Origin of the sequence: Dietzia sp. JS16-p6b (assembly GCF_003052165.1) — a bacterium.
Taxonomy (GTDB): Bacteria; Actinomycetota; Actinomycetes; order Mycobacteriales; family Mycobacteriaceae; genus Dietzia.
Window position 1 is genome coordinate 3,107,185 of sequence record NZ_CP024869.1, and the last position, 25,584, is coordinate 3,132,768.

Genomic DNA, 25,584 nt, shown 5'->3' on the forward strand with positions numbered 1-25,584 from the left:
ATTGCGTACCTCCCGACGTGGCGATGAGTGAGGCAATGAGGAGCCTTCTCCCTACGATCGACGTCTTCGGAATGCCGATGGACCTCGGCTGGATCGTCATTCCGGCGATGCTCCTCGTGGTCCTCACCATCGCGTAGAACACTCTTCGGGGGACCAGTGGGTTGCCCGCGCGAAGGGCTCAGCTGACATCGCACCGGAGTCGTGCCGGAGCGCTGATGCAGCGAGCCCAGAGCCACCACGGGAAAATTGAACGGGCCCGACTGCTACCTCGTGGTGGTCGAACGGCTCAGTGATTGTGGATCCACACCACGGGCCCGGCCACCTCGAAAGGTGGCCGGGCCCCTATCCGGACATCATCAGCTCAGCGTGAGCGACTCCCCGTCCTCGGCGAGGGAGACCCGCACGGTGTCGCCGTCGCGGATGTCGCCGGCGAGCAGCGCCCGGGCGAGCTTGTCGCCGATCGACTGCTGCACCAGCCGGCGCAGCGGGCGGGCGCCGTAGGCGGGATCGTAGCCCCGCCGGGCCAGCCAGCCCTTGGCCGCGTCGTCGACCTCGAGGGTCAGTCGACGTCCCTTGAGGCGCCGCGCGAGTTCGTCGATCTGGATGTCGACGATCGACTCGAGTTGCTCCTCGCTGAGCGCGTCGAAGACCACGACGTCGTCCAACCGGTTGATGAACTCCGGCTTGAACGCGCGTTTGACCGCGTCCATCATCTGCTCGCGCGAGCCACCCGCGCCCAGGTTTGACGTGAGCACGAGGATGGTGTTGCGGAAGTCCACGGTCCGGCCCTGGCCGTCGGTGAGACGACCGTCGTCGAGCACCTGCAGGAGGATGTCGAACACGTCCGGGTGCGCCTTCTCGACCTCGTCGAGCAGCACGATCGTGTACGGACGCCGGCGCACCGCCTCGGTGAGCTGCCCACCCGCCTCGTAGCCGACGTACCCCGGAGGGGCACCCACCAGACGCGAGACGCTGTGCTTCTCGGAGTACTCGCTCATGTCGATCCGGACCATGGCCCGCTCGTCGTCGAACAAGAACTCCGCGAGCGCCTTGGCCAGCTCCGTCTTACCCACGCCCGTGGGGCCGAGGAAGAGGAACGACCCGGTGGGCCGGTTGGGGTCGGCGACCCCGGCGCGAGCCCGGCGAACGGCATCGGACACGGCCCGGACCGCGTCGCCCTGGCCGACGACCCGGCGCGCGATCTCGTCCTCCATGCGCAGGAGCTTCTCGGTCTCACCCTGGAGCATCTTGCCCACGGGGATGCCGGTCCAGGCGGAGACCACCTCGGCCACGTCCTCGGGCCCGACCTCCTCCTTGAGCATGGCGTTCGAGGCGGCCTCGCTCTCCTCCGCCTCGGCGAGTTGCTTCTCCAGCTCGGGAAGCCGGCCGTAACGGATCTCGGCGACGCGCGCGTAGTCGCCGTCGCGCTCGGCCTTCTCCGACTCCGTGCGCAGGGCGTCGAGCTCCTCCTTGACCTTCTGCACGCCCTGGATGGCGGTCTTCTCGTTCTGCCAGCGGGCGGTCAGTTCGGCGAGCTTCTCCTTGGAATCGGCGAGTTCGGACTGGAGGGCGACCAGACGGTCCTTGGACGCGGCATCGGTCTCCTTCTGCAGCGCCACCTCCTCGATCTCGAGCCGACGCACGATCCGCTCGGCGGCGTCGATCTCCTCCGGTCGGGAGTCGATCTCCATCTTGAGCCGACTCGCGGCCTCGTCGACCAGGTCGATCGCCTTGTCCGGGAGGAACCTCTGGGTGATGTAGCGGTCCGAGAGCGTGGCCGCGGAGACCAGCGCGGAGTCGGTGATGCGCACGCCGTGGTGCACCTCGTAGCGCTCCTTGAGCCCGCGCAGGATGCCGACGGTGTCCTCGACACTCGGCTCCCCCACGTAGACCTGCTGGAAGCGACGCTCCAGGGCGGCGTCCTTCTCGATGTACTTGCGGTACTCGTCGAGAGTGGTGGCACCGACCAGCCGGAGCTCGCCGCGGGCGAGCATCGGCTTGATCATGTTGCCGGCGTCCATCGACCCCTCACCTGACGCGCCCGCGCCGACGATGGTGTGGATCTCGTCGATGAAGGTGATGATCTGGCCCTCCGAGGCGGTGATCTCGTCGAGCACGGCCTTGAGCCGCTCCTCGAACTCGCCGCGGTACTTGGCACCCGCGACCATCGAGCCCAGGTCCAGCGAGAGCAGGGTCTTGCCCCTGAGCGACTCGGGCACGTCGCCGTCGACGATCCGCCGGGCCAGGCCCTCGACGATGGCGGTCTTGCCCACGCCGGGCTCGCCGATGAGAACCGGGTTGTTCTTGGTGCGGCGGCTCAGGACCTGGACCACGCGCCGGATCTCCGAGTCGCGTCCGATGACCGGGTCGATCTTGCCGTCCCGTGCCCGGGCCGTGAGATCCGTGGAGTACTTCTCCAGCGCCTGGTACTGGTCCTCGGGGTTCTCGGTGGTCACGCGGGTGTTGCCACGCACCGCGGCGAATGCCTTCTTCAGCGCGTCCTCGGTGGCGCCGAGCTCGTTGAGGAGCTTGGCCGCGTCACCGCCGGTGTGGCCCGCCGCGATGCCGACCAGGACGTGCTCGGTCGAGACGTAGTCGTCGCCCATCTCGGTGGCGAGGGTCTGGGAGAAACTGATGACGGCGAGGGCGTCGCGGTTGAAGTTGGGGGCGGCCAGCCCCGAACCGGACGCGCTGGGGTAACTCGCGGTGAGGGCCTTGGCCTGGCTCAGAGCCAGCTTCGGGTCCACGCCACAGGCCTGCAGCAGGGGCGTGGCGATCCCGTCCTGCTGCTCGAGCAGTGCCACGAGGAGGTGTCCCGGACGGACATCCGGGTTCCCTGCCGCCGAGGCGGATTGGACGGCGGCCGACAGAGCCGCCTGGGTCTTGGTCGTGGGGTTGAACTGGCTCATCGACCGGTCCTTTCTTCGACGTGTTCTTGAGCGTACTCGGATCAATACCGGCCCACAGCAGGACCGGACAGTACGTAGAACCTCGCGAGCCTTGAGCCTATTCCGCTCAAGTTAAGAGATCGGGGACGAATGCCGACACCACCGCAGCCTTCGCCCGCGCTGGGCCATGGCGACCAGTTCGCGCTCCGCCTGGTGGGAAGCCTCTGACGATCCCCCTCAAAGGGTGGTGACGACCTCGTCGTAGTCGAGCCGGGGCAGTCGGTCGAACCAGGCGTTCTCGGCCGGTGTGCCGATGTTGATGGCCACCAGGACACGATGGCGGCCGTCGGGGAAGAACTCCCGGGCGATCGCCGGGCGTCGAACCCGGTCATCGGCCCGGCGGCGAGACCCGCAGCGCGGATGCCCAGGATGGTGTACCCCACCTGCAGGCTCGCGTTGAGCTCGGCCGCGCCGGCCCGCGCGGCCTCGTCGGAGAACAGGTCACGGGCCCCGGGGAAGTGGGGGAAGAGCCGGGGCAACTCGTCGTGGAAGTCCACGTCAGCGGCGAGTAGCGCGACGGCGGGGGCGGAGGCGGTCTTTGCCCGGTTCCCCTCGGCGAGGTGCGGGAGCAGGCGGGCCTTGGCCTCCTCGGAGCGCAGCACGACGATCCTCAGCGGCTGGTTGTTCATCGACGTCGGCGCCCACTTGACCAGGTCGTAGATCGCGCGGAGTTGCTCGTCGGTCACGGGCTCGTCGGTGAACGCGTTAGCGGAACGGGCCTGGCGGAAGAGCAGGTCCTGAGCAGCGGAGTCCAGCTGTAGGGAGGCCTGAGCCTCAAAAGATGTTGTCATATCTACTAGAACTCGGGGAGGGCCCATCCGAATCCCGGCCGAACGGTGACGTCCGTCACCCTGCGGGCCTACGCTCACCTCATCATCCGCTCACCTCATCGTCGTCGTCACGCTCCGGAGGTCCGCCATGCCCACCCGCCACCGCCCCGCGATACTGACCGCCACCGCGACCGCCGCCGCGCTGTCCCTGGCCCTCGTCTCCGGCTGCGCCGCACTGGACCCCAACCAGGGCGGTGACACCACCTGCGCCGATTACATGGAGATGCCGCCCGAGGACCAGCGCGAGGTGATCACCACCTTCCTCGACGAGAAAGGACAGTCTGATCCCGCCGGCATGGAGGTGACGCTGAACCAGGAGTCCGCCAAGCTGTACTGCAGCACCGTGGGCCAGGCGAGCGACCCGATCCGCAACATTGACACGGGTTAGTCCCCAGCACACCCATTCGCCCGCCCGCTACGAACTATTGGTGACAATGGTCGGAGTGGAACAGGAGGCGATCTGATGAGGAACGGCGTGGTCGTCGACATCGGCGGCAGCGGGACGCGCATCGGTGCCGTCATCGACGGCCGTGTGGTCGGGGTGCACGGGGCCGAGGTGGCCACCGCAGAGGACCTGGCCGGCGTCATCCGCGCCGTCGATCCCTCCCCCAGCGGCGTCGGCGTCTCGGTGAGCGGACACGTCGACGCCGACCGCGGGGTCATCGAGGCCTCCCGGGCCGCCGCCTGGGCTGAGGGACCGATGCGCTCCCAGTTGGTCGACCTCCTGGACGCCCCGGTGTCCGTGATCGGCCACGGCGATGCCCATGCCCTGGCCCTGACGCAACTGCCCGACGTCGAGTTCGGCGGCATCGCCATCTCGCTGGGGACCACCCTGTCCTTCGGCGCGCTCAACCGCCACGGTGCGCTCATCCATCCGTGCGGCCACACCGGGTGGGACCTCGGTCACTGGCGCCTGGTAGTGGACGGCGGCACCACCGAGGCGTGGTGGGGCCTGGGCGGGCACGGACTCTACGACCTCGAGCGGGAACACGGCGACGGCGCCGCCGAGATCTACGCCCATCGAGTGGGATCCTTCGTCGTCGACGCCGTCCAGCTGTTCCGGCCCCGCACGGTCCTGCTCACCGGCGGGATCGTTGTGGGCCTGGGCGAGGCTCTGCACGGGCCGGTCGCCGAGCAGCTGCACACGCTGCCGCACACGATTCCGGCGCCGCGGGTCGTCTTCTCCCCCTCGCGGGACACCGCGCTGTTCGGGGCCGCGGTGGCCGCGGGGTTGGCGATGCCGGCGGTGCGGTGACCCCTACTCGATCAACCCCCGCAGGTCCTCGGCGGTGAGCGCGGCGGAGAAGTGCTCCCCGCTGTCCAGCACGGAGGCGAAGAGCTCGGCCTTTCGGCGCTGGAGCTCGATGACCCGTTCCTCGATGGTGTCGCGGGCGACCATCCGGTACACCAGCACGGGCCGGGTCTGACCGATGCGGTGCGCCCGGTCCACGGCCTGCGCCTCGGTGGCCGGATTCCACCAGGGGTCCAGCAGGAAGACGTAGTCGGCGCCCACGAGGTTCAGTCCCACTCCCCCGGCCTTGAGGCTCAGGCAGAACACCTGCGCGCCGCCCTCGGTGAACTCGCCGACGGCACCGGCCCGGTCGGTGGTGCTGCCGTCGAGGTGAGCGACGGTGATCCCTTCGGCGTGCAGTCTGTCGACCACTGTGTCGAGGTAGCTGGTGAACTGGCTGAACACCAGCGCCCGGTGCCCCTCGGCCACGACTTCACGCAGCGAGGCGACCAGCTCGTCGGTCTTGGCGGAAGGGATGGAGGAGTGTCCCGGGTCCACCAGCGAGGGGTCCAGGCACAGCCGTCGCAGGACGGTCAGCCCGGCGAGGATGCTGATGCGGTTGGAGTCGAAATCGTCGAGCAGCGCCAGCAGCGAGGCCCGCTGCCGGGCGAGTTCGCGTTCGTAGACCCTCCGGTGCGCAACCGTGAGCTCGACCTCCAGCACCGCGTCGGTCCGGGGTGGCAACTCTCCGGCCACCAGCTCCTTGCGGCGCCGCAGGAGGAACGGCCGGAGTCGGCGGCGCAGGCGACGCAGTGCCTCCGCGTCCCCGTCCTTCTCGATGGGGGTCCTGAACAGCGCGCGGAAATCCGCGGCGTCGGGCAGGACTCCGCGGCAGGACAGGGCCGCGATCGCCCACAGCTCGGTGAGGTTGTTCTCCATGGGGGTGCCGGTGACGGCGAGCAGGAAGTCCGCGCGCAACCCCGCGAGCGCGGCGAACAGCTTGGACGAGGGGTTCTTGGCCTGCTGGGCCTCGTCCAGGATCACTCCGGCCCACCCGATCCCCGCGTAGGCCTCGGCATTGAGCCGCAGCACCGTCGCGGAGGTCACGACGATGTCATGCGCGGCCGCGTCCTCGGCCACGGTGGTGGGCGACGTGGTCTCGGTGGCGGAGCGGCGGGCCACGCGCAGTGAGGGCACGAACCTGCGGGCCTCGGCCTCCCAGTTGGGCACCACGGACGAGGGCGCCACCACGAGGAACGGCCCCGGGGAGTCGGAGACCGCCTCGGCGACCGTCCCGGCGCCGGAGGCGGGGCGGTCCTCATGAGCCTCGTGCGCGTGAGCGATCAGCGCGAGCGCCTGGACCGTCTTGCCGAGCCCCATGTCGTCGGCCAGGATCCCGCCGATTCGGTGCCGCCACAGCATGGCCAGCCAGTCCAGTCCCTGTTGTTGATACGGCCTGAGCTCGGCCTTCAGCGCGGCGGGCACCGGAACCGGCTGGGGACTGTCCGAGGCGAGCTCGAGCAGCGCCTGCGCCCGGCCGGTGGGCGGCGCGAGGTCGTCGGCCAGCTCGGCCAGGTCCGACCAGAGCCCGGCCTGGCCGAGCCCGATCCGGATGTCACCCGCCCCGTCGACCCCGTCGGGCCCGCGGGCGCGGGCGGCGGACGCCGCGAGCGCCTCATCGAGCAGGGTGCGCAGTTCCCCGAAGCGCTCCAGGTCCACCGGGACCAGAACGCCATCGTCGGTGACGAACTCCGGTTGCCCGCTCACCACCGCCCGGAACACCGTGGCGAACGGCACCGGCCGCCCCTCGACGGTCACGCTCACCGACAGTCCCAGCCAGTCGATCCCGGACCGGTCCTCCTCGGCAGCCACCCGGATCCGCGGCCCCTCGGCGGCACGACGGATCTCCGGGACCCCCTCGTGCACGCTCACCCGCACGCCATCGAGGGCGCGTAGCGCGGCCACCCCGTCCGCCAGTAGCACCGCCGCGTCGTGCCCGGCGATCCGCACGCGTCCGGGAGCGACGATCCATCCCCACCCGGCATCCTCGGCTCTCCCCGCGAGATCCAGCGACTCGCGGTCCGCCAGGGTCAGCCCCGCGTCCCCCGGGTCCACGGGAGTCAGCGGCCGACGTCGTGTCGTCTCCGTGCCGTCGCCCATCCGCAACACCTCGAGCCTGGACCACTCCGCGAGGAGATCCGGCCCGTCCGCGGAACCGGGTCCGGCGTAGCGGCGGATCACCAGGTCGAACTCGACGCGGTCGAGTTCGGGCAACTCCAGGCGACCGGCCCTGTCGACGACGGGGAACGCGTCGGCCAGACCGGGGAGGAAGTCGCCGCAGAACTCGGCCACGGACCGATCCGGGATGGCCAGCTCGCGCCATCGGCGCAGATCGCGAGCCACCCCGTGGTCGAGCCGCCCGACGGGGCACAGCTCCAGCACCCTGTTGCGGACCACCGCGACGAGGTCACCGCGGTCACCCACGAGCGCGCCGGGCAGGGGTCGGTCGATCGCCTCACCGTCGGGCGTCGTCTGATCGCCGTCCGCCGTCATCACGTCGTCGTCGGTCATCATCGGGTCGCCGTCGGCGGGCAGCATCTCCGCCGCGGCGGTGACCACCACCTCCCGGCCGTCGGGCGACCAGGCCGTGAGCCCCACGCGCCGGCGTGGCCCGGGCCGGACGTCGTGCAGTCCGTCGCCGGGGACGATCTCCACCTCCGCCTCGGCAGCGGTGGCGATGAGCGGCCACAGCGCGGGTACCTCGGCATCGCACAGGTCCAACCAGACCCGGGCCTGACGACGACTACGAGCCAAGGCGTCCACGGCGCGGAACCAGCTGGTCTGCGCGGCGCTCATATCCGCTGTCCACCCGTAGCGCAGCCGGTCCCACTCGACGCCCGCCGACTTCCACCGGCCGCCACGGCCCGGCACGACGATGCGGGCGCGGAGCCGGTTGCCCAGCCCGGGCCTCAGCCCGCCCGTCCAGCCGTCGTCCACGGTCTCGTCCGCCACCACCGACAGCTGCAGGCCGTAGACCTCCGACTCGCGCGGCGGGGACTGCGTCACCATCTGGTGCAGCGTCTCCTCGATCCGCCTCCGCCAGTCGGTCAGTGGGGAATCGGGCACGGGGTAGTCGGATTCGGGGTAGTCGGATCCGGGGCAGTCGGATCCGGGATCGTCCGCCGCGGCGAACAGCATGAGCGCCGCGGCGTGCTTGCACCGCATCGCCACGGGGCAGGTGCAGGTGCTGAGCTTCGGACGGGACCAGCCGTCCTGATCGGGAGTCCCGAAGGCGACCTCGGTCCGGTACCGGCGGCCCCCACTTCCCGCGACCGAGGCCGACAGGGTCCGCGAACCAGGGGTGTATCCCACGTCGCCGATGGCGTCCGCATTGACGTACGGCCGCGACCGAGCCAGCGCCGCGGACCCCACGAACCGCTCGACCTCGGACTCCGGGACCCTCACGCTCGACCGCACGCCCCAAGGGTAGGGCCGACCCACGACACCGGGCGCGCGAGTTCGGCCGCACCGTTGACGTACTGACGACGCAGGCCTAATGTGAAACCAAATGGTTTCATATCACACGCACGAGGTGGATCTCAGTGACGACGACGTGGATCGGTTGTTCCGGGCGCTGGCAGACGCCACGCGCCGGGACATCGTCCGTCGCACGCTCACCGACGAGTACTCCATCTCCGATCTCGCCCATCACTACGACATGTCGTTCGCGGCGGTCCGCAAGCACGTCAACGTCCTCGAGGAGGCCGGGCTCGTGACCGACGACCGCCACGGCCGGGAGCGCCGCATCCGGGGCAATCCCGAGGCGATTCGCCGTGCCCAGAGCCTGCTGGACGGCTTCGAACGCCTCTGGCGGGGGCGCATCGACAGGCTCGACGCCTTACTCGCCGAGGACTGACCCCGAATCCGAACCCGACCCTCACCCTGACCACCACACCCAGACCGCACCCCGAGAGACCCACCACGAGGAAAGAGGCCGACCATGCCAGTCACATCCGTCGACAAGGACCTCGAGGAGTTGACGATGACCATCGTCGCCGACTTCCCCGTGACGGTCCGCCGACTCTGGGACGCGTATGCGGATCCACGCCAGCTCGAGAGGTTCTGGGGTCCGCCCCAGTGGCCGGCCACCTTCACCCGTCACGACTTCTGCCCCGGCGGCAGGTCCGAGTACCACATGACCGGACCCGACGGCACCCGCAGCGGCGGCTACTGGGAATTCCTCTCGGTGGTCGAGGGGGTCTCGTTCGAGGTCCTGGACGGCTTCACCAGCGCGGACGGCGTGCCCGATCCGGAGATGCCGACGATGCGGGCGGTGTTCTCCTTCGAGGAGACCGACAGCGGCGCTCGTCTGACCACCACAACGTACTTCGCCGGCCTCGACCAGCTCGAGCAACTCCTCGGCATGGGCATGGAGGAGGGCACCCGGTCCGCGATGGCCCAGATCGACGACGTCCTGACCGACCTGCGCTCCTTCGCCGCCGACCGAGCGGCCGGCGCACAACTCCTCGGGGACACGCAGGTCCGGATCAGCCGTGTACTGCGCGGGACACCCCGGCAGATCTGGGACGCGCACCATGACCCTGAGCTACTGAGCCGGTGGTTCCACGGACCCGACGGCTGGGCACTGGTCAGCTGCCGGGTCGCCTCTGCACCCGGCGAGATCACCCGCTTCGAGTGGGCCCCCGCCGCCGGCGTCGAGGGAGAGGCCTTCGCCCTGACCGGCGAGTTGCTCGCGTCCGATCCGCCGCACCGGGAGGTCTTCACCGAGACGATGGAGGGGGTCGAGGGCCCGCCCACGCACAACGAGCAGACGCTCACGGCCGTCGCGGACGGGACGCTGATGACGCTCGTCATCACCTACGACAGCGCCGAGCTCCGCGACATCATCCTCGGCACCGGAATGGTCGAGGGCATGGAGGCCGGCTACCGACGGCTCGAGACGGAGGTCCTGGCTCCCGGTTGAGCCGCAGCCGGAGACCGCCGAACAGCACGCCACCCCCCACAGGACGTCACCACTCCACAGCGAAAGGACCGCCATGCGCACGCTCATCATCACCGCCTTCATGTCCCTCGACGGGGTCATGGAGGCGCCCGGCGGGGAAGAGGGTTATCGCAACGCCGGATGGACCTTCCGGGACATCCCCTTCGACGAGGCCGCGTACGAGATCAAGGGACGCGAACAGGACGAGGCCACCGCGCTCCTGCTCGGGCGCCGCAGCTACCAGGCGTTCTCGCCGGTCTGGCCGAGCATGACGGAGGATTTCGCCCGGTACAACGAGCTGCCCAAGTACGTGGTGTCGTCCACCCTCACCGACGCGGACCTCGTGGACGACTGGGGACCGACGTCCATCCTGCGCTCGGTCGAGGAGGTGGCCGGGCTCAAAGAGAGCGACGGCGGCCCGATCATCGTCCACGGCAGCGCGACCCTCGGCCACGCCCTGTCCGAGGCGGGCCTGGTCGACCGCTACCACCTTCTGGTCTTCCCGCTCCTGCTGGGCGCGGGAAAGCGCCTCTTCGGCACGGCCGACGTCGACGCCATTCCGCTGGCCCTCACCGAGCACGAGGCCTACGGCAACGGCGTCCAGAAGATGGTCTTCGACGTCGTCCGGAAGGCGGGCGACTGACGACCGCGGAGGGAGGAGCCGGTCAGCCGAGTATCCGGGCGAGTGCCAGCATGCCCTCGTCCTCGGTCGGCAGGGTGACGCGGATGAGGGCCCTGAGGGTGGCCGTCAGCCGTGAGGCGAGTTCGTCGATCGTCTCGTCCTGATCTCCCCCGTCGAGCCAGGCGAGCGTCTGCACCTCGATGCACGTCAACCAGGAGCGGACGGTCAACCTGGCCAGGCGGGTCGGTTCGCCGATTCCGACGCGGCGGTAGATCTCCTGCTCAGCCCGCAGGAAGACCATCGAGACCACGGAATCGTCCGTGCCCGGGAGACGTGAGTTCCGCAGCAGCGCACGAGCGGGCAGCCTCACCTCCTGACATGTGTAGAGGAAGTCGTGGAGAACCCGGCCGAGTTCGGCGTCCTGATCGTCGGTGGTCTCGAGCCGGAGGCGGTCGACGAAATCCTGGGCGACGAGGTCCACAACGGACTGGAAGACCTCGTCCACCGACGAGTAGTGGCGGTAGAACAGCGCCCGGGACACACCCGCCCGGTTGACGATGTCCGCGACGGTGACCTTCTCGGAGATCGTCGCGGCGAACAGGGCGGACGCCGCTGAGGTGATCTGGCGCATCCGATCACGGGGCGGGAGCCGTCGACGCTGCCCGGAGGGCCCGTCGGCTCCCCGGCCGGACGTGGCGGTCCCGGTGTCGTCCCTCTGCCCACTCACGGGCACCACCCTAGTGGGGCGGGGTCGGCCGACCACTAGAGGTCCACGGTGAGGCCGACGCCCTCCGCGCGGTCCGTGCACAGCAGCATCTCCCGCGCCCCCGGCCGGCCGGGCCCGCCCGCGCGCCCGCGTCGCTCGACGGTGCCGTCGCACACCTGCACGCGGCAGGTGCCGCAGAACCCCTGGCGGCAGGAGTACGGGGTGTCGGGAACGGCGTCCAGGACGACGTCGAGCGCGCTCCGGTCGGCCGGGACCTGAAGCGTGAGTCCCGCGCGCGCCAGGGTCACGTCGAACTCCCGCCCGGAGATCACCGGTGGTGGCGCGAAACGCTCGTAGTGCAGTGGCGCACGGACCGGGCCCCGTGCCGTCCGTACCAGGTCGAGGAGCGGGGTGGGACCGCAGCAGTAGACGGCGGTGTCCGCGTCCGCCCACCCGAGAACCTCTTTGACCGACGGGTACCGCTCACGCTCCTCGTCGACGAGGAGCGTGAGCCGGCTCCCCGCGAGGGCGACCAGCTCGTCGAGGAACGGCATCGACGCGCGGGTCCGTCCGGCATAGACCAGGTGCCAGTCCAGCCCACGGGTCGCGCACTCGCGCGCCATGGTCACGATCGGCGTGATCCCTATTCCACCGGCGACGAGCAGCACCCGCGGCTCGCCGCAGAACGGGAACGCCGTCCGCGGACCCTGGACGCGCAGGACGTCCCCCTCGCGCACCCGCTCATGGATCTCCGATGAGGCGGCACCGACGCGCCGGACCGCCACCATGAGACGGGTCGGGTCGGCGCCGCACAGCGAATACTGTCGGCGCAGTCCGGACGGGAGGGTCAGGTCCAGGTGTGCCCCCGGTGACCAGGACGGGGTGGGCGTCCCGTCCGCCGGTTCGAGAACCAGCCCGACCACGTCGTCGGCGAGGCCCGGCGTGTCAACGACCCGCATCGGGCGCACCCGGTCGACCGGCCGGACCCGGTCGGTCGACCACCCCTCGGACCGCCCGGGCAGGAACGCCACCGACGCGATCGCGCCGAGCAGCCGGTACCCGAGGATCCCCTGACCGTCCGCCTTCAGTTCCCTCGGGATGGCCGCCATGTCAGTGCCCTGCCCGCGCGGCCGGCGAGGTGGCAAGGTAGCGGATCGCGGGTTCCACCGATCCCTGTTGGTTCGGATGGTATCCCCGACGCAGGTAGGGCACGATCTCGCGGAGCAGCAGGGCGGGGTGGGGCAGCAGGCCGCGTCGGGCCGCCGCCGCCCAGTCCCGCCACCGGGCCCTGCGGTCGACCTCGGGGTCGACGGCCATGAGGAACCGGACGCCCCGGACCCACAGCCAGAACAAGGCGGGGGTGACGAGGAGATAGGCGCGTACTCTACGGATGTATGAGCTGTCCAGGTGGGTGAGCAGATCAAAGCACACCGCGCGGTGCTCCACCTCCTCGGCGCCGTGCCACCGGAGCAGGTCGAGCATCGTGGGGTCGGCCCCCGCCCGGTCGAGCGCCGGGGAGTCGAGGACCCAGTCACCGAGGACGGCCGTGTAGTGCTCGATCGCGGCGATGAGCGCGATCCGCTCGACCAACCAGTTCTCGGCGCGACGCCCGCGGAGGTCACGGCCTCCGAGCAGGGTCCGGAACGCCCAGTCGACCTGCCGCGTGTAGGCGGCGACGTCGACACCGGCGGCCGCGAAGTGGCCGAGCACGCCGCCGTGGGCCTGCGAGTGCATGGCCTCCTGGCCGATGAACCCCAGGACGTCCTCCCGGACCCGGTCGTCCCTGATCATGGGCAAGGCCTCCTGGAGAACCCGTACGAACCAGTCCTCACCGGCGGGCAGCAACAGGTGCATGACGTTGAACGTGTGCGTGATGACCGGGTCACCGGGGATCCAGTGCCACGGCAGATCCGACCAGTCGAACTCGACCTCTCGGGCGACCAGAACGAGCTGCTCCTCGTCGTGCTGCGGGCGCCCGCCCTGCGTTCCGGTGGTGGTGGCCATGGGGTTCCTTTCCGGTTTCGTGCGGTGGGGAGGGTGGGGTTCAGCCCGGGGTGAGGTCGGCGCGCGCGAGAACGCGCAGCAACCCGGGTGCCAGTCCGTGGAGCCGCATCCCGATCCGGGACTCGGCGGTCACCGCGACGACGGCGCGGTTATCGTCGGCGGCGCGCACGATCGCACGGGCGACCTTCTCCGGGCTGTAGTTGCGCCGGGCGTACTGCCCGGACGCGGCGCGCCGGGTCCTCTCCTGGGAGTCCTCGTCCATGCCGACGTAGCGGGTGGAGCGGCTGATGCCGGTGTTGACGAAGCCGGGACACACCACGGTGACGCCGATCCCGTGGCGGGCCAGGTCGGCACGAAGGGACTCGCTCAGGGCCAGCACGGCGGCCTTGGTGGTGCCGTAGGCGGGCAGGATGCGCGAGGGGAGGAACGCCGCCGCCGAGGACACGTTGACGAGCTGGCCGCCGGTCCCGTGGTCGCGCATCATCTCGCCGAAGACCCGGCAGCCGTGGATGACACCCCACAGGTTGACGTCGATGACCGCCTGCCAGTCCCGGAGGGTGGTCTCGAGGAAACCACCACCCATCCCGATTCCCGCGTTGTTGATCACGACGTCCGGGACGCCGTGGCGCTCCTTCAGATGGTCGGCGAACTCCTGCCACGCGTCGGAGTCGGTCACGTCGAGCAGGTACGGCACACCCGTGCCTCCGACGAGTCCGACCTGGCGGGCCGTGCGCTCCGCGCCGTCGAGGTCGCGGTCGGCGATGACCACGGTGGCCCCGCGCGATCCGTACTCGACGGCCGTGGCGCGGCCGATGCCGCTGCCCGCGCCCGTGATGACGACGAGCTCTGCGAGCCGCCCGTCGACGGCCCGCGCGTTCTCCGTCCCCCCGGATCCGCTGACGGACCGTATGTGCTCGTCGACCAGTGCGGCGACCACCGCGGGCCGGTCGCTCACCACCCAGTGCCCGCCGACGACGGGACGCACGTGGACGTCCTCCGCACCGAGCCGCGCGCATTCCTGCAGGGCGGGCGTGACGAACACGTCCCGGGTCGGGGTCAGGACCTGCACCGGGACCGAGGTGTGACGCCGCCGGGGGCGTAAGAGGTGGCGGCGCATGTTGGCGCGGTACATCTCGAGCCCGTTGACCAGATCGCGCTCCGGGCGCGCGACATCGTCCGGGGACACCTCGGCGGCTCCGCGTCCGATCGCGACGATCCGGCGCCCGAGCCCGGCCCCCACGCTGCTGCGCCACAGGGCCTCGGGCAACCACGGGAGGTGGAACCATCCGATGTAGGTGGAGGACAGGGACTGGGTGAGCATCGGGGCGGTGCGCTCGCGCCCCTCGCCGGTAATCCACAGGGCGACCAGGTCGAGGCACGGACCCGAGATCGACGTGAAGCTCGCCGCACGCGAGGCCGCGCCGTCCCCGGTGACGGCGTGCCACGTCTGGATCGATCCCCAGTCGTGCCCGAGCAGGTGCACCGGCCTGTCCGGAGACACTGCGTCGATGACGGAGTCCAGGTCGGCGGCGAGCTGGTCGGTGGAGTAGCCGGCCCGCGAGGAGGGCGCCTCGGAGTCCCCGGCACCGCGGACGTCGTAACTGACGACCCGGTAGCGGTCGGCGAGTTCGTGGGCGAGGCCGTCCCAGACGCTGCGGTTGTCGGGATAGCCGTGGATGCAGACGAGGGTCGGGGCGTCGGCCGGGCCGGTGATCGAGACCGCAAGAGAGAGGCCGTCGGTGGTCGACACGGTGGTCAGCTGTGTGTCTGCGACCTGCCTATCGGCGCCGCTCACGCCGCGGCCTCCGAGGTCGTCGTGGTCTCGGGCGTCCCCGGAGCCTCCCCCGACCCGCAGGCCAGACCCTGCCGCCTCCACCGGCGCACGTGGGGGGTCTCGTCGTCGAGCCACACGGCCGACCCGTCCGGCCGTACCAGCAACGCCTCCTCGAACTTGACCCCGACGTCGCGGAAGCCGATGTGCGGTTCGACCGCCCACAGCCCGGGTTCCGGGCGGTGGTCGGAGATCTTCCCGGACGCCCACAGCGGTGACCGGTTGTGCGCACGCTCGACCATGAGGTCGCCGACGAGCGTCCGCACGGCGCGACTGCCGAAACCGAACGCGATGAAGCGGGGGATGCGGGACTCGATGTCGCCGACCTGATGGGCGATGACTCGACCGGGGTAGACGCGGTGCCGGTTGTCATATCCCTGCCGACGGATGAGCTCGTCGACCTCGAGGTAGACCTCACGCAGTGTCGCGCCCTCGGTGATGAGTCGCGGGATGAGGTCCCGGTGGGCGGCCAGATCGGTCATCAACTCGTCGTGGATCGCGTTCTCGCCGAGGACGCGGGCGTAGCCGATGTCCCCCACGGCGCGGTCCAGGACCGGTGCGACGTCCAGGATGTAGGGCATCCCCTCGCCCAGTCGGCGACGGGTCGGGAAGAAGTGAACGGGCGTTGCGAAGCCGCGGAAGGCGGTCCGGTCGCCGAACCACGCGAACGGGGTGTGGAACCACTCGCGTACTCCCCGGTCGGTGAGCCACTCGTGCAGCCGCGCGGCCACCTCTCGTTCGGTGACCCCCTCGTCGAGGGTCGCGGCAACGCTCTCGGCGCAGTCGTAGGACAGTCGCTGCACGGTCCGGTAGCGCTGCAGGAACGTGGCATCCGTCACATCACTATGAGACATGGCGTCCATCATAGACACCATGTCTCATTAAGCAAGGGCTGTCCCGCGGACAGCTCGAGCCGGCCTGTCGGGGAGCTTCCTATTCACGATCCTCGAGGGCCGTGACCCGCGGGTCCGGGTCGGTCGTCGCGGCCTTGTCGGCGACCACCCGCTCGACGACCAGGACGATCACCACCACCACGACGCCGGCGGCCACCGCGGCCAGGACCACCGGCCAGTCGGAGCCCGGAGCCAGGACGTCGGCCTCCTCGGTCTGCCACGGCCACAGGGCTCGCAGGGACCCGAGCATCAAGCCGGCCATGGCGATGAGTGTGGGCTTGCGGAAGTCCTCCAGCAGCCGGTCGAGGATCTTGACGAACAGAGAGATGCCGACCAGCGCGCCGAGCGCGAACACCCCGAGGTAGGCGACGTTCCGGTCGTCCACCGCGCCGAGTGTCGGGGCGTACAGGCCCATCGCCAGCAGCAGGTACGAACCCGAGACCCCGGGCAGGACCAGCGCGCAGATCGCCACCGCCGCGGCCACGAACACCAGCAGGTAGGAGGGGTCGCTGATCGCCCCGCTCGGCAGCCCGGACAGCACGAACGCCAGTGCCGCACCGCCCGCGAAGATCAGTCCCAGCGCCCAGCTCCGTCCACCCGGGGTGGCCCGCGCCATCCCCAGCGGCACCGCGATACTCGCCGCGACCATGCCGAGGAACAGGCCGCGGGCGAGCTCCGGGCTGCCCTCGACGAAGCCCTTGAGGACTCCGGCCAGGGTGAAGACCATCGCGAGCATGCCGACGGCGAGCGGCAGTAACAGCCACCAGTCCACGTGGCGGAAGGCCGCCGCCGTCCGCTCCCGACGGTCCGGACCGAGGACCGCCGACCTCATCCCGTCCACCACGTGCGCGCCGGAGTCCAACAACCGCGGGTACACGCCGGTCACCAGGGCGACGGTGCCGCCCGAGACGCCGGGGACAAGCTCGGCCATGCCGATCAACCCGCCCCGGATTCCGTTACCGACCACCCCGAGCGGTCCGGGCCGGGCGGGCAGGGGCGACCGCGGGTCCAGATCCGCGTCGGCGACAGGGTCGTGGTGGACCGACTCCGCTGCGGGGCCGGGGGGCGTGCCTCCGGGTTCAGGGGTGGACGCGGGCCGTGGTGACTCGACTGACATCTCTCCAGTTTCCCCGACGACCCGCCCCGAAGCCCAGTCACCACCCCGTCCATGCGCGATCAGGGTGACCAACCCGTCACCTCCCGGCCGTCTAGACTCGGCCGGACCGAGGAAGCGCACTGGTGCGAGGGTCCACGGCGAGGAGGGGAGCGCGTCATGCCGATGCACTACCCGCCGCTGTCCGACGGCACCTACCGCTACGGCGATCCACCGCGGCCCCTACCCTCCCCCGTCCCGGGCCCGGATCCCGCCGAGCAGGCCCCGCACCCCCACGAACGACATGAGCAGTCCGGCTCACACCCGCCGTCCGGACCGGGGGGCGGGCCGGGCGGCGAGCGGTCGAGCGGCAGGACCGCGGCCGCCGTGATCGTCGGGGGGTTGGCGCTCGTCGTCGTCGTCATCCTCGGCGCGGCACTCACCGGCCCCGGCTCCGACTCCGGCACGGGGCCCGCCGATTCTCCCCGGGGACCGTTGCCGCCGCAGGCCTGGCAGGCCCCCGAGCGCGCGCCGGGCGGGCTGTTCGACGTCGAGGGGCGGTTCACCGTGATGTCCTCCCCCGGCGAACCGGTCTCCGGCGACGGATCGGGCTGCGACCTGCCCCTCACGCTCTCGGACATCGGCGAGGGCACGCGGATCACGCTGTCCCAGGGGGTCTCGACGCCGCTCGGCAGCACCATGCTCGCCTACGAGGGGGGCGACCTCTCCTCCTGCACCTTCACCTTCGACTTCGGCGAGGTCCCTTCGGGTGCGCCCTTCTACCTGATCGAGATCCCCGGACGCGGTCAGCTCACCTACACCGAGGACGAATTGCGCGCGGGCGTGGACATCACGCTCGGGCGGTGAGGCACCCGGGTCCGCCGCGCCGGCTCGGCGGGACCCCATCGCCCGTCACCCCGCCGACCGGTTGACCTGGTGACCTGGTGGCCTGATGACCAGGTGAACCGTTGACCGCGCGAACCTCGCTCCGTACACTCCCCAATGCCAACCGGACACTTGTCCAGAAGACGTTGCCCTCGGGAGCCGCCGTGAACCGCCCGTCCGTCCTCGCCCGTGCCGCCGGCGCCCTCGCGCTCGCGGCGGCCACCGCTCTCGCCGGCGTCGTGTCCGCGCCGTCAGTCTCCGCCGCGACCGCCGAGTCCCCCTACGTGAACCCGGCCGAGGGCCTACGCAATGTGCTGTGGGTGGGCAACAACTGGGAGGGCACCGCGGACGCCGTGCAGCCGGACGGCGACTACCATCGGATCGCGCGGATCAACATCATCCCGGACCGCAACGAGCGCCTGGTGGAGATCCACCGCGACCCCGCCCGCCTCGCCCTGTACTACGGCATCCGCCAGATGGTCGGCGAGGGCCACGACCAGTACGTGGACGACATGTACTCGACCAAGGACGGCCGGAACCTCATCGTGTCCCGGCCCAGCTTCGCCGACGTGGTCTCGATCGACATCGTCACGGGCGAGATCGCCTGGCGGTTCCCCGTCCAGGGGTTCCGTTCCGACCACATGGCGGTGAGCCCGGACGGGTCGCAGGTCGCCGTCAGCGCCTCGACGGCCAAGGTCGTCCACGTCCTCGACACCGCCACCGGCCGGGAGATCGGCACCTTCCCCTCGGGGGACAACGCGCACGAGAACGCCTACATCAAGGGCGGCACCCAGATCGTCAACGAGTCGATCGGCAACGTGTGGACCCCGCTCGACCAGCCGTGGGCGGACGTCACCAAGGGCGAGCGGGTGCTGCAGTTCGTCGACGCCGAGACGCTGCAGATCATCAGGCGCGTCGACCTGCGCGCCCGGCTCGCCGAGGCCGGCCGACCCGAGCTCAGCATCGGGGTGCGACCGATGACCTTCTCCCCGGACTACCGGTTCATGTACTTCCAGGTCTCGTTCTTCCACGGCTTCATCGAGTACGACATCGACGCCGACAAGATCACCCGCATCGTGGACCTGCCCATCACACCCGCCGGCGACGTACCCCGGGAGGCCCACCTGCTGGACTCCGGCCACCACGGAATCTCGATGAACCCCCAGGGCACCAAGATCTGCGTCGCGGGCACCATGAGCGACTACGCCACCGTGGTCGACCGGGAGACCCTGCAGCACGGGCCGCTGGTCTCGACCGGGCTCAAGTCCTACTGGGTCACCACCGACCTCACCGGGGACCACTGCTTCGTGTCCTGGGCCAAGAGCAACACGGTCAGCGTGCTGTCCTTCGAGACCGGAGAGGAGGTGGCCCAGATCCCCGTCGGGTACCACCCCCAGCGCATGAGGATCGGCGTGGCGCCGCGGGAATGGAACGGCAACCCGGTCCCGCTCCCCGAGCCGGGAAACCCCCTGCCCGTGTTCTCCTGACCGCCGGGACCGGCGCCGGCCGCTATCCTGGGGCACCGGCGGACACCGACGGCAGGGAGGAGGCGTGGGGGTGGTCAGAATCCCAGGGGAGGACGCCGACGACGCCCACTCCCGAGCCACGGACGACTTCTCCCGACCCACGGACGTCGAGCGCCTCGTGTCGGATATCGACCTGTCGCCGTTCCTCGGTCGGCCCGCCGACCCGGTGGAGACCCCGCTTCCCGATCCCGTCCCGGTCTCCCCGGCCACCCCCCCGCTCCTGGCGCTCCGGGACCTCCTCCTCGATCCGAGGTTCACCGGCCTGTTCGCCCGCGCCCTGCGGGAGGCCGACCCGGGTTTCCGCGAAATGTTCCCGCGTGACGCCTCCGGGGTACTCGGCGAATTCGTGCGCGCCATGACGTGGGCGCTCGAGACCGTCGAGAACGCCCGGGGGAACGAGGCCGAGGTAGCCCAGGTGGTGGAGTTCGCCCGCCACCTCGGCGCGGACCACCGCAAACTCGAACTGTCCGCCCGCCACCACGAGCGCTTCGGCGACGCCCTCACCAGCACTCTCCGCCACCTGGCCGGCCCCGGCTGGGACGACCGGTTGGCCACCACGTTGGGCACGGTGTACCGGGTGCTGACGACCGCGCTCCGGGAGGGGGCGGCGGCCGGGCACGGACCGGCGAGGGTCGGCGCGACCGTGGTGGAGGTTCTCCGGCCGACCCGCGACGTCGTGGTGGTCCGATTGATCACCGATGTGATGGTGGAGTACCACCCCGGCCAGTACCTCAGCGTCCTGACCCCGTACACCGCGGGCGTGTGGCGCCGGTTCAGTCCGGCGATCCCGGCGAATCCGGCGGGCCAGATCGAGTTCCACGTCCGCGACGTCCCCGGCGGCACCCTCAGCGGGTCCCTGGTCCGCGGCGTCGGGGTGGGCGACCGGTGGGTCCTCGCGCGGCCGCTCGGGCTGCTCGAGGTGGACCGCACCGAACCCGTCCGCGACGTGCTGATGATCGCCGGTGGCACCGGGATCGCCCCGCTGCGCTGCCTGCTGATGGACATGATGCGTCACGGTGCCAACCCACGGGTGCACCTGTTCTACGGCGCGCGTCACCCGGGCGACCTCTACGACCTGCCCACCCTCGTTGACCTGGCCGCCACCGCACCCTGGCTCACCATCCAGCCGGTCTCCGAGCAGGACACCGACCCGTGGTGGGCCGGCGCGCGGCAGGAACTGCCCCGCACCCTGCACCGCCGGCAGACCGGGACACTGGTGGACGTGGTGACCGGCTGGGGGTCGTGGGCGGACCGGCAGGTGCTCATGGCCGGGTCACCCGAGATGCTCCGCGCCACCGTCCGCGGGATGGTCGCGGTCGGCACCCCGCGGGAGAACATCAGCTTCGACCGGCCCTGACCCGACGGCCGCGCCCACGCGGGCCCGGCCGTGGCTCAGGCTTCTGCGGCGTCGTCTGCGCCCGCATCGGCGGCTCCGGCCGCGACGTCGTCGCCCGCGGCCGTGCCCTCGCCGAACCCGCCGGCACCCGGGACCGCAGGCGGCGCCGCGCCCTGCGCCGGGACGGTGTCTTGCGTTGCGGGGGTGCCTTGCGTCGCGGGCGCGCCTTGCGTCGCGGGGGTTGTCGGCGCCGGGCTCGTCGGGCTGGTCGTGGTGGCCGGTGTGGTCGGGCTGGTCGTGGGCGCCGCGCAGGGCTGGAACACGCGGCGGAACCGGTCCGGGACGCCCAGTTGCTCCAACTGCTCGCGGCACACGTCGGACGACGGCTCCGCCAGGAAGACCCACGAGTCCTCGCGCCAGGACAGCAGCTCGAGTTCGCCGTCCCGGCCACTGACCAGCAGGAACCGCCCGTCGCACTCACGTACGGTCGTGCCGTCTCCCAGCTCCCCGGCCACGAACTCCGGCGAACAACGCTCGGCGACCCCGGGCGGGCCTGTCGTGGTGGGTGTGGTCGGACGCGGGGTGGTGCGGGGCGTCGAGGTCGTGGTCTCGGTGGTGGTCGTGGGTGTGGCCACGGGCTCGCGGTCGCCGCCCCCAGCGGTGACCAGCCACACGATCAACCCCGCGACCAGTGCCACCGCGAGCAGGATCGCCAGAATGATCCACGGGGTCTGACCGCCGCCGTTCCTCCAGTCGCCGCCGTCGCCGTCGCCACCGTCGCCCGGGGGTGGCACGTCCCCGGGCGGGGGCACGTGGGACTGCGACGGCAGGTCACCGGTCGGGAAAGCGCTGGTCGGGTAGGCGCCGGTGGGCGCCGCCGCGGCGGGCCCGGCGGGATACTGTGACCACGCGGTCCCCGTACCCTCGCCCTCGACCGGCGGGAGACTCTCGGTGGGCGGTTCCGTGGGCGCATTCGGTTCGGTGGGCGGGTCCGTGGGCGCATTCGGCTCGGTGGGCGGGTCGACCTCGCCGCCGCCATCCTCACCGCCGTCGCGTGGCCCGGTCACCGCACGACCTCCGCGGCCGACTCCCCGGGGGACGACTCCTCGGTGATCCTGCCGTTCGCGAGGACGGGGATCTTCTCCCGGATGACGGCCACCTCGTCGTCGTCGATCTCGAACAGCGCCAGTTCCGCTCCGGGGCCCGCCTCCTCGCGCACTGTCCCGTCCGGTCCCACGAGCACGGAGTGTCCGACGCCAGTCGGGGCACCGCTCGTGACTTCCACTCCCTCCGCCTCGGGGTCGGCCTGACCGACGGCGACCAGGAACGTGGTGGCGTCGAGCGCGCGGGCGCGGGCCAGCAGCCGCCACTGGTCCACCTTCCCGGGCCCCGGCCCCCAGGACGCGGCGCAGATCGTGACGCGCGCCCCCTTTGCGGCGAGTGCCCGGTACTGGCCGGGGAAGCGGATGTCGTAGCAGACACTCAGGCCGATCCCCACCCCGTCGACGGTCACCACGCGGGTCCTGTCACCGGGTTCGACGGTGTCGGACTCGGCGAACCCGAACGCGTCGAACAGGTGGATCTTGTCGTAACCCAGGTGGAGGTCGCGGTCGGGGCCGCCCACGTTCTCGCCCCCGGCCGGTCCGGTCACCAGGAGGGTGTTACGGACCCGGCCGCCCTGGCCGGGCGTGAACATCCCGACGACGACGACGACCCCGTACTCGCGGGCGATCGCGGCGACCTCGCTCGCCCAGGGGCCGTCGAGGGGCTCCGCGACCTCGTCGAGACGGCCCGCCCCGAAGGCCCGCATCGTCGCCTCGGGCAGCACCACGATCCGGGCCCCCCGGGCGGCGGCCTCCGCCGCGGAATCGCGGACCATGCGGAGGTTGACCGCGGGGTCGCGTCCGGACAGGATCTGGGCTGCGGCGATGCGCACGGCGGTTCTCCTGGGGCTCTCGGGGTCGGGCGGGCTGGCGGCCGGGTGCTCGCCCCCGACGCTACCCGCGCCGCAGCGCTCGGGCGGCCTGTGGTGCGGACCTGCGGACCGCCCGGGCACCCCGCTCCCAGAGCGCCCAGACGAGCAGCCCCACGACCACCGACGCCGCGAAGGACAGCCACACGTGGCCGGCGTCGCGGATCGGGGGGTAGACCAGGAAGTGGGTGAGATAGATGAACAGCGAGGCCGCGGCGAGCGGGGTGAGCACCCGGACGACCGGACGTGGCAGCCGGACGGACGGGATCCAGATCAGCGCGAGCAGTCCGAGCACGATGACGACCTCGCGCCCCGGGTCACCGAACCATCCCGGCACGCAGAGCAGGGCGACGGCCGAGCACGTGACGCGGTACAACAGCGCGCGGGAGGGAGAGACCGCGCGGCCGGGGGCGGCGCAGCGGGCGATCGCCCAGCCCAGGCCGAAGAGCCACAGCACTGCCGGTGCCGAGTACCAGACCTGCGGACCCCCACCGAGGTCGATCAGCCCGAACCGCACGGTGAGCCCGGCGGCGACGACCGCGGCCGGCAGGGCGAGCGGCCAGCGGCGGTCGAGGTTGCTCACCGCGGGGACGGCCATGAGAGCCGCCACGAGCAGGAGCGCGTAGACCACCGCCTCGATGAACCACATCTGCCACGGGTTCCACCAGCGGTCCTCCCACCACGAGCGGGGCCCGAACAGATTGGTGGCCAACAACGGCGAGTACCAGTGATACCGGCTGGTCAACGGGGTGACGATCAGGAGCCAGAGCACTGCGGGAACGGCGATACGGCCGGCGGTGCGCAGCACTCCGAGCGCGCGGTCGCGGGCGTCGGTGGCGTGGAGGCGGAACCTGGCCAGCGAGTACCCCGCCAGCGCCACCAGGACGTGGGCGCCGCCGATGATCGCGATGGCCCGCGTGTGGGACCCGACGATCGCCAGGATGAACAGCGCACGCAGGACGATCGAGGTGTCGACCCGCGCCCACGCGCGCCACGGCGCCCACCACCGGGCAGCCGCGGGAACGGAGACGCGGGCCAGCTCGTCGAGCTCTCCAACCGGACGCAGGTGCCAGTCACGGGGCAGACCCGGCACCAGGTCCTCGAGTCGCGTGGACAGCACGACGTAGGTCAGCGAGTCCCCGCCGAGGTCGACGAAGGTCGCGGCGGGGTCGATCTCACCGGCGTCCAGCCCGAGGGCGTGCGCGATGAGTTCACCGGGGGTCCCGTGCGCGTCCGCGGGGCAGGTGCGCCCCCTCTCGGCCACGAGCTCGCGAAGTGCCGGTTGGTCGATCTTCCCCGCCGGGGTCCGCGGCGGCTCGTCCACCAGCAGGACCTCGACCGCCGAGGCGGGCAGCCCAGAGGAAGCCGCCGCGCCCGAGACCGCGTGCTGCGCGGGCGTGTCCTGCTTCGTCACCACCACCAGTCGGTCGGGCTCGCCGACACACCAGGCGTCCAGGCCGCGGTCGGCCAGAGCGGCCTCGACCCGCCCGAGGTCGATCCGGTGGCCGAAGATCTTGGCCTCGCGCCCCATGCGGCCCACGATCTCCACCAGGCCGTCCGCGGCGATCCGCGCGAGGTCCCCGGTCCGTAGCTCCGTCAACTCGGGGCCGCGGGCCAGGTCGGCCGACTCGCGGGCATAGCCCATCATCACGTTGGGGCCGCTGTAGACCAGCTCGCCCGGGGCGTCCGGATCGCTGCCCTTCGGCCGGTCCACGCGGAAGGCGCCGCCGGGGATCGCGACGCCGATCGCCCCGGCGCGGCTGCGGGCGAGTTGCGGGGGGAGGTAGCCCATGCGTGCGGTGGCCTCGGTCTGGCCGTACATCACCACGAGCTCGGCGCCCCTGGCCTCGAGCCGCTCGGCGAGGGTGCGCACCTTCTCGGGGGCCAGTCGACCGCCGGCCTGGGTGAGGTAGCGCAGGCGGGTGAGGTGGTCCAGCCGGTCCAGACCCACCCGCTCGAGCAACTCCACGGTGTGGGGGACGGCGGCGAAGGTCGTCACGCCGTGGGCGCCCGCGCGTTCCCAGAACTCGGGGCTCGCCACGGAGTCCTCGTTGAGCACCACCGAGGCGCCCGCGAGCAGGTGGCTGTGGATCACCGACAGCCCGTAGCAGTAGTGCGGGGGGAGGGTGGTGATGGCGCGGTCGGCGGGCACGATGCGGAGGTACTCGGTGATCGCCGCGGCATTCGACAGCACGGCCCGGCGCGACTGCCGGACGAGTTTGGGCGACCCGGTGGACCCCGAGGTGCTGAGCAGCAGCGCCAGGTCCGGGTGCAGATCGTGCCGCGGCGGGGTGTGGTGCGCGGATGCCGGGATCGACTGACCCGCGCCCGCGAGGACGTCCGGGGTCCACGACTCGACGAGAGCCCGCGTGGCCGCGCTCTCCGGCGGCAGGAGCAGGACGACGTGGCCCGCCTCGTGCGCGGCGAGATAGTCGATGAGGAAGTCGGTGGTGTTGCCCCCGATCAGGCCGACCATCCGTCGTCCGGAGTCGAGCGACGGATACTCGGCTGCGCGGGCGGCGACCCGGAGGGCGAGATCGGTGTAGGTGAGGGTGGTGTCGTCGCTGATCACGGCCACCGCACGGCCACGGGCGGCGAGAGGCCCCGCCAGCCCGCCCACCCGTCGGGTGTGGCCCACCTGCTCGATCGTCACCGGACCACTGTAAGAGGTAAGCCTATCCTAGGACAATTCGTTCATCATCCAC

The 25,584-nt window shown here is 71.3% G+C and carries 19 protein-coding genes and 1 pseudogene; 8 read left to right on the forward strand and 12 right to left on the reverse strand.

The genetic code is table 11. The annotated features are described in order from the left end of the window. Nucleotides 1–356 precede the first annotated feature (356 nt). Both clpB and CT688_RS14355 read right to left on the reverse strand, forming a co-directional pair. Nucleotides 357–2,909: an ATP-dependent chaperone ClpB gene (clpB, locus tag CT688_RS14350; protein ID WP_107757455.1), complete on the reverse strand. Its 2,553-nt coding sequence runs from the start codon at nt 2,907–2,909 to the stop codon at nt 357–359. 216 nt (nt 2,910–3,125) lie between these two features. Continuing rightward, nucleotides 3,126–3,739, reverse strand: a pseudogene (locus CT688_RS14355) (malonic semialdehyde reductase). Between the two features lie 127 nt (nt 3,740–3,866). Between CT688_RS14355 and CT688_RS14360 the strand changes: the two are divergent. Together CT688_RS14360 and CT688_RS14365 are read left to right on the forward strand one after the other, a co-directional pair. After that, on the forward strand, nt 3,867–4,166 hold the full coding sequence (locus CT688_RS14360; RefSeq protein ID WP_107757456.1) for a hypothetical protein: 300 nt from the start codon (nt 3,867–3,869) through the stop codon (nt 4,164–4,166). Between the two features lie 75 nt (nt 4,167–4,241). Then, complete coding sequence (locus CT688_RS14365) at nt 4,242–5,033, forward strand: ROK family protein (RefSeq protein ID WP_107757457.1); 792 nt, start codon at nt 4,242–4,244, stop codon at nt 5,031–5,033. Nucleotides 5,034–5,036: 3 nt separating this feature from the next. On the opposite strand, the gene CT688_RS14370 is transcribed toward CT688_RS14365, so the two are convergent. Further along, entirely contained in the window at nt 5,037–8,486 is a 3,450-nt protein-coding gene (locus CT688_RS14370) for a DEAD/DEAH box helicase (RefSeq protein ID WP_231750360.1), read from the reverse strand. Nucleotides 8,487–8,577: 91 nt separating this feature from the next. Between CT688_RS14370 and CT688_RS14375 the strand changes: the two genes are divergently transcribed. The 3 genes from CT688_RS14375 to CT688_RS14385 all read left to right on the forward strand — a co-directional run bounded on the left by CT688_RS14375 (nt 8,578) and on the right by CT688_RS14385 (nt 10,654). After that, the gene (locus tag CT688_RS14375; protein WP_107757459.1) at nt 8,578–8,925 is read left to right on the forward strand and encodes a helix-turn-helix transcriptional regulator; all 348 of its coding nucleotides are present in this window, start codon (nt 8,578–8,580) and stop codon (nt 8,923–8,925) included. Between the two features lie 84 nt (nt 8,926–9,009). Continuing rightward, a complete protein-coding gene (locus CT688_RS14380) occupies nt 9,010–9,993 on the forward strand; it encodes an SRPBCC family protein (RefSeq protein ID WP_107757460.1) in 984 nt (327 codons plus the stop codon). 73 nt (nt 9,994–10,066) lie between these two features. Beyond that, the gene (locus CT688_RS14385) at nt 10,067–10,654 is read left to right on the forward strand and encodes a dihydrofolate reductase family protein (protein WP_107757461.1); all 588 of its coding nucleotides are present in this window, start codon (nt 10,067–10,069) and stop codon (nt 10,652–10,654) included. A gap of 22 nt (nt 10,655–10,676) precedes the next feature. Here the strand turns inward: CT688_RS14385 and CT688_RS14390 are convergent, their stop codons facing one another. The 6 genes from CT688_RS14390 to CT688_RS14415 all read right to left on the reverse strand — a co-directional run bounded on the left by CT688_RS14390 (nt 10,677) and on the right by CT688_RS14415 (nt 17,184). Then, the gene (locus CT688_RS14390) at nt 10,677–11,360 is read right to left on the reverse strand and encodes a TetR/AcrR family transcriptional regulator (RefSeq protein ID WP_156607282.1); all 684 of its coding nucleotides are present in this window, start codon (nt 11,358–11,360) and stop codon (nt 10,677–10,679) included. Nucleotides 11,361–11,395: 35 nt separating this feature from the next. Next, a complete protein-coding gene (locus tag CT688_RS14395) occupies nt 11,396–12,448 on the reverse strand; it encodes a PDR/VanB family oxidoreductase (RefSeq protein ID WP_107757463.1) in 1,053 nt (350 codons plus the stop codon). Between the two features lies 1 nt (nt 12,449). Then, on the reverse strand, nt 12,450–13,343 hold the full coding sequence (locus CT688_RS14400; protein WP_107757464.1) for a metal-dependent hydrolase: 894 nt from the start codon (nt 13,341–13,343) through the stop codon (nt 12,450–12,452). Between the two features lie 40 nt (nt 13,344–13,383). Then, nucleotides 13,384–15,138, reverse strand: a complete 1,755-nt coding sequence (locus CT688_RS14405) for an SDR family oxidoreductase (RefSeq protein ID WP_231750361.1) — start codon at nt 15,136–15,138, stop codon at nt 13,384–13,386. Then, nucleotides 15,135–16,028 carry a M24 family metallopeptidase gene (locus CT688_RS14410; RefSeq protein ID WP_107758232.1) on the reverse strand — a complete coding sequence of 298 codons (894 nt, stop codon included), beginning with the start codon at nt 16,026–16,028 and terminating at the stop codon, nt 15,135–15,137. Before CT688_RS14410 ends, CT688_RS14405 begins: the two co-directional genes overlap by 4 nt. Before the next feature lie 79 nt (nt 16,029–16,107). Continuing rightward, the gene (locus tag CT688_RS14415) at nt 16,108–17,184 is read right to left on the reverse strand and encodes a DUF368 domain-containing protein (RefSeq protein WP_194305786.1); all 1,077 of its coding nucleotides are present in this window, start codon (nt 17,182–17,184) and stop codon (nt 16,108–16,110) included. A 156-nt stretch (nt 17,185–17,340) separates the two neighbouring features. On the opposite strand from CT688_RS14415, the gene CT688_RS14420 reads away from it, so the two are divergent. From CT688_RS14420 to CT688_RS14430, 3 genes are all read left to right on the forward strand, one after another. Next, the gene (locus CT688_RS14420) at nt 17,341–18,027 is read left to right on the forward strand and encodes a hypothetical protein (RefSeq protein WP_107757465.1); all 687 of its coding nucleotides are present in this window, start codon (nt 17,341–17,343) and stop codon (nt 18,025–18,027) included. 182 nt (nt 18,028–18,209) lie between these two features. Beyond that, the gene (locus CT688_RS14425) at nt 18,210–19,532 is read left to right on the forward strand and encodes a YncE family protein (protein WP_107757466.1); all 1,323 of its coding nucleotides are present in this window, start codon (nt 18,210–18,212) and stop codon (nt 19,530–19,532) included. Between the two features lie 70 nt (nt 19,533–19,602). Continuing rightward, a complete protein-coding gene (locus CT688_RS14430) occupies nt 19,603–20,928 on the forward strand; it encodes an FAD-binding oxidoreductase (RefSeq protein WP_107758234.1) in 1,326 nt (441 codons plus the stop codon). A 35-nt stretch (nt 20,929–20,963) separates the two neighbouring features. Here CT688_RS14430 and CT688_RS14435 read toward each other — a convergent pair whose 3' ends face one another. From CT688_RS14435 to CT688_RS14445, 3 genes are all read right to left on the reverse strand, one after another. After that, nucleotides 20,964–21,974 carry a hypothetical protein gene (locus tag CT688_RS14435; RefSeq protein ID WP_107757467.1) on the reverse strand — a complete coding sequence of 337 codons (1,011 nt, stop codon included), beginning with the start codon at nt 21,972–21,974 and terminating at the stop codon, nt 20,964–20,966. Continuing rightward, nucleotides 21,971–22,843 carry a carbon-nitrogen hydrolase family protein gene (locus CT688_RS14440; protein WP_107757468.1) on the reverse strand — a complete coding sequence of 291 codons (873 nt, stop codon included), beginning with the start codon at nt 22,841–22,843 and terminating at the stop codon, nt 21,971–21,973. Before CT688_RS14440 ends, CT688_RS14435 begins: the two co-directional genes overlap by 4 nt. A gap of 61 nt (nt 22,844–22,904) precedes the next feature. Beyond that, nucleotides 22,905–25,532: an AMP-binding protein gene (locus CT688_RS14445; protein WP_107757469.1), complete on the reverse strand. Its 2,628-nt coding sequence runs from the start codon at nt 25,530–25,532 to the stop codon at nt 22,905–22,907. Between the last annotated feature and the right edge of the window lie 52 nt (nt 25,533–25,584).